The organism is Chitinophaga cymbidii (genome assembly GCF_007992715.1).
GTDB classification, from domain to species: Bacteria; Bacteroidota; Bacteroidia; order Chitinophagales; family Chitinophagaceae; genus Chitinophaga; species Chitinophaga cymbidii.
The window spans coordinates 569,687-583,125 of sequence record NZ_BKAU01000001.1; the positions used below are offsets into that span (position 1 = coordinate 569,687).

The 13,439-nt window shown below is 54.1% G+C and carries 10 protein-coding genes; 3 read left to right on the forward strand and 7 right to left on the reverse strand.

Annotated elements, in window-relative coordinates:
* Positions 1-88: 88 nt before the first annotated feature.
* Both CCY01nite_RS02255 and CCY01nite_RS02260 read left to right on the forward strand, forming a co-directional pair.
* Positions 89-1,222 carry a sensor histidine kinase gene (locus CCY01nite_RS02255; protein ID WP_146857673.1) on the forward strand — a complete coding sequence of 378 codons (1,134 nt, stop codon included), beginning with the start codon at positions 89-91 and terminating at the stop codon, positions 1,220-1,222.
* Positions 1,219-2,283 (forward strand): response regulator, encoded by a 1,065-nt coding sequence (locus tag CCY01nite_RS02260; RefSeq protein WP_146857674.1) that lies wholly within the window; start codon positions 1,219-1,221, stop codon positions 2,281-2,283. The genes CCY01nite_RS02255 and CCY01nite_RS02260 overlap by 4 nt, the downstream gene beginning before the upstream one ends.
* A 55-nt stretch (positions 2,284-2,338) precedes the next feature.
* On the opposite strand, the gene CCY01nite_RS02265 is transcribed toward CCY01nite_RS02260, so the two are convergent.
* The 4 genes from CCY01nite_RS02265 to CCY01nite_RS02280 form a co-directional block, all read right to left on the reverse strand.
* The gene (locus CCY01nite_RS02265; RefSeq protein WP_146857675.1) at positions 2,339-3,721 is read right to left on the reverse strand and encodes a sialate O-acetylesterase; all 1,383 of its coding nucleotides are present in this window, start codon (positions 3,719-3,721) and stop codon (positions 2,339-2,341) included.
* 70 nt (positions 3,722-3,791) lie between these two features.
* A complete protein-coding gene (locus CCY01nite_RS02270) occupies positions 3,792-5,624 on the reverse strand; it encodes a BamA/TamA family outer membrane protein (protein WP_146857676.1) in 1,833 nt (610 codons plus the stop codon).
* 184 nt (positions 5,625-5,808) lie between these two features.
* Positions 5,809-8,349 (reverse strand): beta-N-acetylhexosaminidase, encoded by a 2,541-nt coding sequence (locus CCY01nite_RS02275; RefSeq protein WP_146857677.1) that lies wholly within the window; start codon positions 8,347-8,349, stop codon positions 5,809-5,811.
* Between the two features lie 4 nt (positions 8,350-8,353).
* Positions 8,354-9,478, reverse strand: a complete 1,125-nt coding sequence (locus CCY01nite_RS02280) for a glycoside hydrolase family 18 protein (protein ID WP_146857678.1) — start codon at positions 9,476-9,478, stop codon at positions 8,354-8,356.
* Between the two features lie 46 nt (positions 9,479-9,524).
* On the opposite strand from CCY01nite_RS02280, the gene CCY01nite_RS02285 reads away from it, so the two are divergent.
* A complete protein-coding gene (locus tag CCY01nite_RS02285) occupies positions 9,525-9,956 on the forward strand; it encodes a hypothetical protein (RefSeq protein ID WP_146857679.1) in 432 nt (143 codons plus the stop codon).
* A 98-nt stretch (positions 9,957-10,054) separates the two neighbouring features.
* Here CCY01nite_RS02285 and CCY01nite_RS02290 read toward each other — a convergent pair whose 3' ends face one another.
* The 3 genes from CCY01nite_RS02290 to zwf all read right to left on the reverse strand — a co-directional run bounded on the left by CCY01nite_RS02290 (position 10,055) and on the right by zwf (position 13,426).
* On the reverse strand, positions 10,055-10,894 hold the full coding sequence (locus CCY01nite_RS02290) for an energy transducer TonB (RefSeq protein WP_146857680.1): 840 nt from the start codon (positions 10,892-10,894) through the stop codon (positions 10,055-10,057).
* Positions 10,895-11,140: 246 nt separating this feature from the next.
* Positions 11,141-11,866 (reverse strand): 6-phosphogluconolactonase, encoded by a 726-nt coding sequence (gene pgl / locus CCY01nite_RS02295; RefSeq protein WP_146857681.1) that lies wholly within the window; start codon positions 11,864-11,866, stop codon positions 11,141-11,143.
* 51 nt (positions 11,867-11,917) lie between these two features.
* Complete coding sequence (zwf, locus tag CCY01nite_RS02300) at positions 11,918-13,426, reverse strand: glucose-6-phosphate dehydrogenase (protein ID WP_146857682.1); 1,509 nt, start codon at positions 13,424-13,426, stop codon at positions 11,918-11,920.
* Positions 13,427-13,439 lie beyond the last annotated feature (13 nt).

Consider the following 13,439-nt stretch of genomic DNA (forward strand, 5'->3'; position numbering starts at 1 on the left):
CAGCCCGGCCTGCAAGCCACACGTCCCATGTACGGGATGCAGATAAAGATTTCAGCCCTATCTTTGCCCCTGCACCTAACAATTGAACATGTTTCACTTCGGCCAGCGGCAGACATTGATCATCTCCATACTCATCATGCTCCTCACAGCATGCCTGCTGGTATGGCGGCCGGATTACAACTTTTTCGACGGCGGGCTGATCACCGCCATCCTGCTGACTATCTTCATCAAAAAAGATGCGCCCACACGGTTCATGGGCATCGCCTGTACCGTGCTCGTGGTGGTGATCGCCTGCCTTCCGCACAAGAATCCCAACCTTGCGGAGGTCTTCATCGAACACTTCTTCTCCCTCATCCTCGTGATCAGCTCTACCTTGCTGGTATTGTTCCTGAAACGGCTGTACCGCACCATGCAGGAGCTGAACCAGGCGCTGGAAAAGGAAGTGGAGAAAAGAACGGCCAACCTGGAACTGGCGCTTTCTCACCTCGCCTCTTCACAGGCAGAGCTGAAAGACGCGCTGGAAAAGGAAAAAGAGCTGAGCGAGATCAAATCCCGCTTCGTGTCCATGGCTTCCCATGAATTCAGAACGCCACTAAGCGCTATCCTTTCATCCGCGGCGCTGATCGGCAAATATCCCGCTTCGGAAGACCAGCCGCGCCGCGAAAAACATGTGCAAAAGATCCGCGATTCGGTCATCCACCTGAATGAGCTGCTCGAAGATTTCCTTTCACTCGGCCGCATCGAGGAAGGCAAGATACAGGTGCATTACAGCAGCATACCGCTGCATGACCTGGCGATGGAGATCGTGGATGAAGTACAGGGGCTGCTGAAACCGGGGCAAGCCATCCACCACGAAATATCACCATCCCTCAAAGCTGTATCAGACAAGCGTTTGCTCAAACATATCTTCGTCAACCTGCTTACCAATGCGTCCAAATTCTCCCCCGCGGATTCAGACATCCACTGGAAAATATGGGAAAAGGACGAGCAGATACTCGCCAGCGTGGAAGACCGCGGCATGGGCATTCCCGAAGAAGACAAAACATACTTGTTCAGCAGCTTCTTCCGCGGACGGAACGTGACCAACATACAGGGCACAGGGCTCGGCCTGCATATTGTAAAACGGTATGTGGACATGCTGCAGGGCGATATCAGCGTGGAAAGCCAACTGGGCAAAGGCACAAAAATATTTCTCAGCTTTTCAAATATGTATATCAAATGACAGCCACGATCCTGGTAGTAGACGACCATCCGGACATCCGGGAAAATGTAGCCGAGATACTGACCCTCGCAGGCTACCGCGCACTGGAAGCAGAGAACGGCAAACAGGCCATCGAACTGGCAAAAGAACACATGCCCGACCTGATCGTATGCGACATCATGATGCCGGAACTGGACGGCTACGGCGTATTGCACATGCTGCGCAAATACCCGGAAACAGAGCACATCCCGTTCATCTTCCTCACCGCCAAGACCGATCGCAGCGACTTCCGGAAAGGCATGGAAATGGGCGCGGATGATTATATCACCAAGCCGTTTGAAGATGTGGAACTGCTGACTGCCGTGGAAACACGGCTGAAAAAACAGCAGCTGCTCCAGGAGAAATTCGCGGCCGCTCAAACGCAATCCATCGGCACCCTGCTGCAGGACTGGCAGGCCGCGGGATTATTGCAACTCGATCTGGACACCTACGACGCCATCCAGTTCGCCAAAAAACAATCCGTCTACCGCGAAGGCAAGCATCCGCAGTTCCTCTATTATGTGAAAAGCGGAAAGGTAAAGGCTTTCCGCCTGAACGACGACGGGAAAGAATATATTACCAACCTTTTCAGCCAGGGCGATTACTTCGGATACGTACCCCTGCTGGAAGACAAGCCCTACGAAGAAAACGCCGAAGCGCTCGACCATACAGAACTGGTACAGATACCCAAAGAAGTATTCCTCGAACAATTGCTGAATGACATCAGCGTGGCGCGGACCTTCATCAAGCGGATCGCATCAGAGGTGAAAGAGAAAGAAGACAGGCTGTTGCAGCTTGCTTATGATTCCCTGCGCAAACGGGTCGCCAACGGCCTGCTGGCCATCCACGACAAGCTGCACCTGGAGCAGCAGCCGGATGCGCTGATCGAATTGTCGAGGGATGATATTGCGCGGTTCGTGGGAACGGCTACGGAATCGCTGATACGCACGCTGAGCGATTTCAAATCGGAGAAGCTGATAGAGATGCAGGGAACGAGGATACGGATCGTGCAGCCGGAGTTGCTGCGGAAGTTGTTGTATTGAGGATGGAGGAAGGATGCGGTCACCCGCATCCCTTTTCGTTATAAGATCTGTCTGTTTACCAGTTGTCCGTCCGGAACGGCGCCACCGGCAAACCCGCACTATTGAACAGGTTACCGATCCCGGTATTCGTGAACCCGAAGCGCACCGCCTCCGGCTGCTTCACACCTTTTGCGGATACGATCACTTTATCGCCGTCTACCTTCACATCGGCCGGTACAAACACACGGTCGGCCCCGGCAATGTAAAACTCACGGGCTTTTTTGTCCTTCAGCTTCAGGCCGCCATCCGCATGTTTAAAGTGAATGATGATCTTGCTGCCGTTCTTTTCCATCCTGTCATATAACGGGCTTTGATATACGATGCCGGCTTTCTTGTAATGCTCGCCCAGCGCCATATTGGCGAGGCGCGCGCCTACGTCGTGTTTATTTTGCGGATGGATATTGGTGGTATCGTCTACCAGGTCGGTGATAACGACCATGCCTGTACGGGGAACGCTGAGCGTGGCTTCCTGCGCTTCGCGCAGCAGTGCGCCATTGAGGTTCGCACCGTAGCGGTAAGGCGCGATCTGCACAAAATAGAACGGGAACTCGCTGCCCCATGCCTTACGCCAGGAACCGATCATTTCAGACATCAGCTGCGCGTAGGAAGCGGAAGTGCCCGAATTGCTTTCGCCCTGGTACCAGATGGCGCCAGCGATGGCATATTGCGTGATCGGCGCGATCATGGCGTTATAGGTATATCCCGGAAGATGTGGCCTTCCCCTGTTCTCGCCCTGCTTTGCAGCGGCAGCTTTCAGCGTGGCATTGTTCTCAATGAGAGGTGCGGGCGTCCATACTTCCGCGGGCGTGCCGCCCCAGCTTGTGTTGATCAATCCCACCGGTACATTCAGGTCTTTCTGCAATTTCTTGCCGAAGAAATACCCCACCGCGCTAAAGCTGCGCAGGCTGGCGGAGTCGCAGACTTTCCATTCACCGGGACAATCATCCTGCGGAGAAAGAGAAGTTGTTTTTGTGATCTGGAAAAGGCGGATGTTGGGATTTTTAGAGACGGGCAATTCGTCCAGCATATCCTTCAGCTTCATATTGGCGCTCCATTCCATATTGCTCTGGCCGCTGCATACCCATACTTCACCGATCAGCACATTATCCAGCTTGATGATGTTATGACCGTGAATGGTGATGGTGTAAGGCCCGCCGGCGGCAGGCGTTTTGATGTCGATACCCCACCTGGCGTTGCCGCTGGCAACGGTTGAATCCACAGTGTTGCTCCATGGAAGGTGTACTTTTATTTTTTCACCGGGCGCGGCCCATCCCCATAAATGAACGGTGGCGTTCTGTTGCAGCACCATGTTGCCGGAGATCACGGAAGGAAGGCGTACCTCGCCATAGGCCCATGTGCAGCAGCACAACAGGATGAGCGTTGTAATGAAACGTGGCATGATGATCAGAGAATTTTTAATTGAGAATAAAGGTCAAAATAAGAAACCTCCGGCAGAATTCACAGCTTTCCTAATAGAAGCGCAGGAAAGAAGGCGCTCTCATCGCGAAGATGTCGAAACGGAAATCCACTACCGTTGTGACTTCCAGGAACAACCGGCGCGCGCCCGGCGGCGGATTGGGATAAAAATAGGAGGCCAGCTTGAGGGTATTCAGGTTCAGGTTTTCGTTGCGGATGCGCAGGCCCAGGCCGAAGCCGGTATAAACGGGATTCTTCAGCAGGAAATTTTCTTTGTGTGACAGCTGCGAGGCCTCAATGGAAGCGAACCAGTTGAACTTGAAGCCATAGACCTTCCAGTTGGAATAAAACACGCTTTCAGACCGGACGTTCAGGCGGTGATAGCCATTGACGCGCGTGTGCCGGAATCCCCATATCCCGTTCTCCAGGTTGATGCTGAGCGGCTTGTAAAAATAGTTATTAGGGTTCCCGAGATAATCCACCGACGTGAACTGCCGCCAGTGCCAGGAACGGAGGCGCATCAGCTTGCTGTAATAGCTGACGTTGGCGTGGATCACCGCGTCTTCCGACACGTTCCGCTGCCAGAAGCTGCTCACACCAATGGCTGCACTCAGTAATCCGTTGAACTTCGTATGCCAGTATTTTTCCGCTTCCAGCCCGGTGTAAAAACGCTTCCTGCCGGTCCAGTTCTCCCATCCGGCGGACAAGCCAGCGGAATACCCATAGGGAATATCTTCCGTGCGCCCGAAGCCGAAAAACTGGTGGGACTTGAAGAAGTCCTGCTTGAAGATCAGGAACTGCCCCAGGTAATAGTGCCGGTCGTTGTAGATCGGGTCTTTGATGTAGATCTCCTGGTCCGGTTTTTTATCGAAATGCAGGTTGTAATACCGGAAAAGCAAAGCGAGGTTGGGTCTGTCATCGAAATGACCATCTTTTGTATAACGGTTGCGGAAGCTGTATCCGCCCCAAACGTCCAGCGCCTTGTAAACATAGTCCCGGTACAGCGAATCCCTGGGCGGGCCGAGCACATTGATGGAAAAGTTTTTGGCGATGGTGAGGCCGCCCGCCACCTTTGCGGAGTTGCGGTACAGCGGGCGGGTGATCTGCAGGTAGTACGATCCTTCATATACGCCGGTATCCATGGGCTGCTGGTTGTTCAGCGTGGTGTAACCGAGCGACACGTCCATGAACGTCCCCATCAGGTTATACTTCGTATACCGCGCTTCGGTGCCCAGTTGCCGGCTCCAGGAGTTGTTCCAGCGGAAGCCCGCCATGAGCGCCTGTCCTGCTCCAAAGAGATTCGTGTTGGACACACGGAGCGCTGCCGCCGTGGGCGACAGCTCGGAGAGATCGGCGCCGTATTCGAAGATATCCTTGGTGACCACCTGTATGTCCACCGAATCGGAATAAGGCGTTTCCAGCACGCGGATGCGCGCATCCTGTATGAAGGGGCGGTTACGGAGATAACGCTCGTTGTCCGCCAGCTCATAGGCGTTGATGGTATCTTTAGCGCGGAAGAACAACGCCTGCCGGATCACCCATTCTTCCGAATCGAAGTGAAGGCGGTTGGCAAAATGGATGAGCTTCATGGAAGTGGTGAACGTGGTATCGTTGATATTGCGTGGACCGAATACCTTGATCTTGCGGTAGTAGACATGCCGGATCACTTTGCCGGTATACGGCAAAAACCCCTGCTCACTCCTGATCATACTGCTATCGTCTATGGAAGGCGGCGGGTCGTTGTGGCGGGACAGCTTGAAAAGCACGGAATCCCGGAAACGACGGTTCTTCAGCGAATCAACATAGTCATTGAATTTCTTGAACCACCGCTTACCTTGCCGCGGGATGGTATCCGACTGCGCACAAGCCTGCGGTGCGGCAAACAAAGTCAGGTAACAGCTTATAAGGGCTATGGCAATACTTATTTTTTCAGCCTGCTTCAATATTTCCCATTGATCTCAACAACAATACAAATTTTTGTCCAATTTTCCGGGCAGGCAGTAAAAACAAAGGGAGGGCTTACGGTGTGACCGTTTGCTCCCTCCCCTTTTATGGCAATACTGATAACTGCTATGGATTGACTATCACCGTTCTGCTCCCGCGCCCGGCGCTGTCGAACACCTTCAGTTTCACGGTCCCTTTCGCTGCTACCGGTGCCGAGTACACGGGGCTTTTCGCCGTTGGTTCCTTCCCGTCTGTTGTATAACGGATCAGGAGGCCCGGAAGTTGTACGTTGGCTGAAACTTTTCCGTTTTCCACCAGTGCGCCCGGCGGCGGAATACGGTAATTGTAGCCGCCATTGAGCGCTGCCAGGCGCGGCAGTTCCCGCTTCCCGACAATGTTGGCGAACCGGCTCCAGGCGGAATCGTACATTTCCTTCGCCCTTGCCTCGTTTTCCTCTGTGGCCCAGGCCGGGTCCGTGCTCCAGGCGCGTTCCGCCATCCCTAACAGCTTTGGCAGCAAAAGGTATTCCAATTGTTGCGGCGATTTCACAGTTTCGCCCCAAAGTGCGGCCTGTATGCCTACAATATTTTCGCGCCCGTATTCCGTTAAGCGGTCTTTACCCGTGAAGGTGCCCGGCGGCAGGGGATTTCCCTGGCCGTCTTCTTTCGAATTTTTATACAGATCGAAAGGAATGAAATAAAAGGGCTTGTCCACATCCACATATCCACCCCAATAAAAGCCCGGCTCATGATAATCCTTTGCGTAAGCCATGTCAAAATAATAATTGCTCACGCCAGACAGCACCACCTTGTATCCCGCGTTGGCAAGGCGGTAGGTCAGGTCTTCCATGCCGCCGCCCATCACGTTATTCCACACATCGAGCTGAAAGTTGCGGTTACCGAAATCAGGATTGGCGATCATTACCGTTTTACCGTCCCGCTTCGTTTTCCGCATGCCGGCCTCTTCCCATCCATACAGCTGCAAACCGCGGCTGTTCACGATCTTCGCTACCTTGTCGTAAAAGTAATACCACAGGTCATCCGCATAACGGATCTTCGGGTCGCTGCGCATGAGCTTCCATGCGGCGGGCGATTGCTCCCACACGCCGGCGGGCGTTTCATCTCCGCCCATGTGAATCATATCCAGCGGAGCGCCTGCTTCCTGATGCATAGTCATCAATCCGTCCACAACCTTTTCAATGAATTTGTAGGTGGATGGAAGGGCAACGTTCATCACGTTATCTTTCCATTCCTGTACGGAGCGGTATTCGCTTTTATCTTCCGGATCACTGAGGCGGTATTCCGCCGCTTCTTCCGGTTTACCGGCTTTCATCAGCCGCGCGTAGCGCGCATCCATCGCTTTTATGGCTGCCCTCCCGTGCCCCGGCATTTCAATTTCGGGGATCACCTTAATATGTCGGTCACGCGCATATTTTAATATGTCGATGTAATCCGCTTTGGTATAAAAACCGGAGCCGGTGGTGTTGTTCACATCGGGGCCGGAGCCATAAGAAGGTTGCAATGCAGTCAGCTCATCCACCGAATGCCCGCGCCGGCCGCCTACTTCCGTCAGCTCCGGCAAGCCGTCGATCTCCACCCGCCATCCTTCATCATCGCTCATATGCAGGTGCAGTACGTTGAGCTTGTAAAAGGCCATGAGGTCCAGCACCTTCAGTATCTGCTGTTTGGGCTGGAAGTTGCGGGATACGTCCAGCAGCAGGGAGCGGAATTTAAAACGCGGAATGTCCGCTACAAACACAAGCGGCAGCACGGGTTTGCCGGTAAGTGGTATGAGCTGGCGGAACGACTGAATGCCGTAAAAGATACCTTCAGCGGTTTCAGAAGTGATAACATAAAAACCGGCACTGGTATCGGATGACACCACGTAATATCCCGGCCCTCCGATCTTTGCATGTTTGTATTTTTTCAGCCGGATAGTTCCCTGCTCAGCATCGGTCAGTACTTTTACCGGCTTGCCGATCCTTTTTCCCAGTATGTCCGCCAGAAAATTGGCTTCCTTGAGAAAGGCCGGGTCGGTGCCGATAACGGTTTGCGCGTCCAGCGTCATGCTACCGGTCTTTTCTTCATAAAAACCCGGTGTAGGAAATATTTTCGGCAGCTTTTCCAGCGGAATATCTTTTGTATTGGCATTCTTCCTGTAGATGTCCGCCGCTGTGGTCTGTGGATGGGTGTCCGCCGCCGTGCGCCGCAGCTGTTCCGGGCGGGTGGAGGCAATCACGGTGTACGGCAGCGGGTATCCTTTCTCCGGTTGCTTGTCCCACACGATGTAAGGCCCGTCGGGTGCATCGGTATAATTGGTGACCCAGGCCACATGAACGACGTTGATCTTCAGCGAATCTCCCGGTTGCAATCCTTTGAATGCCGCATTGGGCTTAAAGGTGTAGAGGTGACCATTGACATGCTCCGCATCAATGCCGGGCGCCACTTCACCCGGCGTTACAAAACGGATGAAGTTGTAATAGATCGTCCACCCCGAAGCGGGGAGCGTTTGTTTCGATCTGTTGATAAGCGTAAAAGTGGATAATGTCTGTGCTTTGCCCTGGTGGCCGTTTTCCACTACTTCCCATTTCAGCTGAAGGTCATCAGCGGACTGGGCGAAGGAATAACAGGATAACAGGGTCAGCACGAATGTGAGGCTACGGCGCATATAGTTATTGGTTAAAAAATTGGTGGATGGTGCCGAGCAGATAACCTTTCGGATCGCTGGCATATTCCCAGAACATCACGCCACCCAGCCTGTGCTTCTTTACGTACCTGCATTTCAGGCGGGTGGAGCGTTCATCGTCGTACGTTACAAAAATATACTGCTGCGGATGAAAAAGATACGGTGCTTTGGCGCGCCTGTCCCAATGGCGGACATACCCTTGCGTCATCAGGCTGTCCTTCAGCCGCGTGAAGCCCCCGCCCCTGGCGCCTTTCAGCGCCTGCCGGTTAAGTCCCCGCGCCTTTGCGTCCGGCATCGTCCATGCGCGGCCATAGAACGCGATGCCCATCACGAGCTTCTCCGGCGGTACGCCCGCGGCGAGGAATAGTTTCACGGAACGGTCGGCGGAAGATTCTTCCTCACTTTTCGTTGATCCGTATAAGTTAGTATGATGCCCCGCGATGCCGGTGGGGTTGGTTTTGTAGTCGTAGCTCATAATGTTGACATAGTCGAGGTACTGCTGCGCCTTGTCCATTTCCGTATGCTCCACAAAATATTTCCCGCCGCCGACTGCCGTGGTGAGCTGGTACTGTTTCCCGGTTTCCGCTTCCAGGCTGTCCAGCGAGGCGCGCAGGGCTTTGAACATCAGGGTGTAGTTCTGTTTGTCTTCCGGGCGGTAGATGTTGCCTTCCTCGCCGGGTACGCCGGGGTACTCCCAGTCGATATCCACTCCGTCGAGTTGATGTTTCCGCACAATATCCACAGCGGTGAACGCGAAGAGGCTGCGGCCTTCTTCGGTGAGCACGGCATCGGAGAAGTTCTCGCTCCAGGCCCATCCGCCGATGGAGATCATGATCTTCAGGGCGGGATTGCGTTGCTTGAGGGTGTTGAGCAGGCGGAAGTTGGTGGTATCGGTCTTTTCATTGGTCAGCCAGGCCCGCCCGTTTTTGATATCCACAAATGCGTAGTTGATGTGGGTGAGCTTTTCCACCGCGATGGCCTGCGGGTCCAGCACCTGGCCGCGGAAGCCGCCGACATAGGCGATCACGACGGGAACGGGGCGTTTTTTCCCGGCGGGCATGAAAGCGGCCGCCGGTAACAGGAAAAGGAGCAGGAGCCATGTGTAGCGCATCCTTAAATATAAAAAAAAGTATCTTTAGTGCCTAAACTATCAGCCTGTGAAACACATCTGTTCCCTCCTTGCCGCAAGCCTGCTCCTGGGCGCCTGCGGCCATCAGCAATCGCCTGCCGCGCAGGATTCCGTACAGACCGCTAACAGCGTTCCGGCGTTGACCGGGCTTTACACCGGCGATTTCGGCGGCAGCCCGATTTATATCAATATCAATTATGCGAAAGGCAAGCGTGTGACGGGGTATAATTCCCACAAGGGACTGCGGCGTAATATCAGCGGGGAGATCGTACCGGAAGGAGATGGATGGCTCGTAACGCTGCAGGAGCCGGGGGACCATGAGTTTGATGGGGTGTTTACGATTCATTTCAATAAAGACCTTTCGGAGGGGAAAGGTGACTGGAAGCCGGTGCGGGCGGGTAGCGCAAAGGAACAGACCTTTACGTTGAAACGTACTAACGGGGATGCAAGTACGAAATAACCGCCCCGGTGGAAACCGGAGCGGCGAATCATTTTTCTTTCTACTGCTTTTAACTATGATAATGGAATGATGCGGTGAGGGCATGGATTCCATAAATGCTATTGCTCCAACTTGAAATTAACAGGCAGATTAAAATTCACCATCACATTTTCCCCATTCTGACGGCCGGGCTTCCACTTCGGCATTTTCCGGATCACCCGCATCGCTTCTTCTTCCAGCCCCGCGCCTTTCTTCGCACCGATCGTTTCTACTTCCAGGATCGAACCGTCTTTACCCACTACAAAACGTACAAAGATGATCCCTGAAACTCCGTTATCCGCGGCCAGTGAGGGATAACGGATATTCCTGCTCAGGAATTTTGCCAATGCTTCTTCACCGCCGGGGAATTGAGGCATGATCTCCACGAAGTCAAAACGCTCTTCTTTTTTCTCGGCGGGCGGCAGTACTACCACGCCCGTGCCGCTGGTACCTTCCGGTACGCCGAAGTCCACGCCATTGGGGTCACCATCGATATTGGCTACGCCGATGGCTTTACCTTCGAGATCGGCGTTCTTCGGCACTTCATCTTCCGGTCTTACGTTTTCGTCCCGGTCGATCGTGAAAATGGCGTTATCCACTGTGGGAGCGGCGGCGGGAGGCGGTGTATGGGCTGCCGGAGGGGGAATTACAGGAGACTGCTCCACGGGAATGTCTATATTTTCCATCGGGGGCAGGGGTACGTAGTCCTTTACGATAAATTTATCATTGTCCGAGGCCATCAGGCGCGTACTGATGGTATATCCGCCGATCACGAGGGTGAGGATGGCGGCCATGCCCATGACGGCGTTGCGGACACGCTTGTCGTATTTACGGCGGAGGTCATATGCGCCGTAGTCCTTGTTGCGGTTGTCGAAAAGGATGTCGAGGAAGTCTGATTTGAGGAGTTTGGTTGTTTCCATGGCAGAAGATTTTACAGGAAGATGCCATGGAAATAAATTTCCATACGAAAAAATTCTAACCGGTTGAACTTTTTTGGAGAATGGTTGTTTTAGAAATAGTTAACCGGATACACTTACCGAAAAATTGAAGAACCCGCCGCATGCTGGCAGCCCTATACGAAAACTTGGTCTGTCCCATAATTCCGACTGTTGGCGGTTCCGGTAGCCAGATTTATGGCTATCCGGACAAGCCAATGGGTTGTTATCTCACACCTGCAACGCCTCCGCGGCGGCTTCATCCACGAACCAGTGCAGTTCGCCGTTCTCCGGGCGGATCAGTTGAGAAGGGTATTTGTCCGGGTCTGTTGCCCCGTCTATCACACTTTTCAGCGTCAGCGCCTTTCCCGCGCCGGTAGCCATGAACACCACGCAGGATGCGAGGTTGGTCACGGGAGCGGTGAGGGTGATGCGGTACATGTCCTGCGCCTTGAGGAAAAAGGCTTTTACCCATGCTTTTTTCTCGTGCACGATGGGCAATCCGGGGAAAAGGGACAGCGTGTGGCCGTCATCTCCCATGCCCAGCAGTACCAGGTCGAATGTATTGGGGCGGCCGTCGAAATAGCGGTGGAGTATCTTTTCATATTCCGCGGCGGCGGCTTCGGGTTCGATGTCTGTGCGCATCACGTGAATGTTCTCCGCGGGCGTGCCCGTTTTGTCCAGCAGCACGTCGTAGGCCATGCGGGCGTTGTTGCGGGCATCATCGAAGGGAACGGCCCTTTCATCGCCCCAGAAGAAGTGCACCCGCTGCCAGTCGATCATATTGAGATAAGGTTCCTTTGCCAGCAGGGCGTAAAGGGATTTCGGCGTGTTGCCGCCGGAAAGCGCGAAAGTGAAGTGCTCCTGCTTTTGGAGAACGTCCTGGATATACTGACTGATAAATGCGGCGAGGTTTTCGCTCAGCTGCTGCGTGTCTTTGGCGATGTGCAGTTCCATAAGATGATAATTTGTTAAAAAGGCCGGAGGGGTGCTCCGGCCTTCCTGTGTTTATTTCTTTTCAGGTGGCAGGTTGATCCAGGCATGCCCGTCTTTTGCAATGAGGGCGTCTGCATCTTCCGGTCCCCATGAATCCGGGTTATAGTTCGGGAAGTCTTGCGGCTGGCGGGTTTCCCATGTTTCCAGGATGGGCATGATCACTTTCCAGGCGGCTTCTACCTGGTCTGCGCGCATGAAAAGCGTGGCATCGCCTTCCATTACGTCCAGCAGCAGGGTTTCGTATGCTTCGGGCGTGTGATCGTCGGAGCCTTCGTAGTTGAAGGTCATGTTCACGGGGTCCAGCGTCATGGTCTGCCCGGGGCGTTTGGCCTGGAAGCGGATACGGATGTCCATTTCCGGTTGAATGCTGATGGTGAGCCTGTTGGAGCGCCAGGATTCCGCGGCTTCCGAGGGGAACGCGAAGGTAGGCGCATCCTTGAACTGGATAGTGACGTGGGTGGATTTCTGGTGCATCAGCTTGCCGGTGCGCACGTAGAAAGGTACGCCCTGCCAGCGCCAGTTATCTACATAAAACTTCACCGCGGCGTAAGTCTCCGTTTTGGATTCGGGCGCTACGTTCTTTTCATCACGATAACCGATCACCTGCTTTCCTTTCATCCAACCGGCGGAATACTGGCCGCGTACGGCGCTTTCGTGCACGTCTTCCCTGCGGATGGGACGGATGGCATTGAGCACGTCCACTTTTTTATTCCTGATCTCGTTGGCGTCGAAGGAAACGGGCGCTTCCATCGCCACCATGCACATCAGCTGCAGGATGTGGTTCTGCACCATGTCGCGCAGCGCGCCGGAATGCTCATAATATCCTGCCCGGTCTTCCAGCCCCACGCTTTCCGCGGCGGTGATCTGGATATGATCGATATAATGGCGGTTCCATACCGGCTCAAAGAGGGCATTCGCGAAGCGGAGCGCCAGGATGTTCTGCACGGTTTCCTTGCCAAGATAGTGGTCGATGCGGAAGATCTGCTCTTCGGCGAAAAGCCCCGTGAGCAGGGCATTCAGCTCGTGCGCGCTGGCGAGGTCGTGGCCGAAGGGCTTTTCTATGACGATGCGGGTAGTGGCTTTATCCTTGCAGAGATTGAGCGTGCCCAGCTCCTGCGCGATGGACGGCACCAGCTGCGGCGCTACGGCAAGATAAAAGATCACGTTGGGATGGATGCCCCATTCCGTTTCTTTCGCCTGCACATATTCGGTGATGCGGGCGTAGGAAGCTACATCTCCCGCATCCAGCTGGAGGTAGTTCACATGCTCAAAGAATTTTTTAACGTGACCGTTCTGCTCTCCTTTTCTGCGGGAGAAATTTTGTATCCCTTCCAGCAGGTGCGTACGGTAGGCTTCCGCGGTGTATTCGGTACGGCCGATGCCGACGATGGAGAACTGTTCCGGCATCCACTCGTCCAGGAATAGGTTGTACAGGGCCGGTGTCAGTTTCCGGTAGTTCAGGTCGCCGCTGCCGCCGAAGATGAAAAGGATGGAGGCTGGTGGGCGTTTATGGTGTTGCATAAAAAAAATAAAA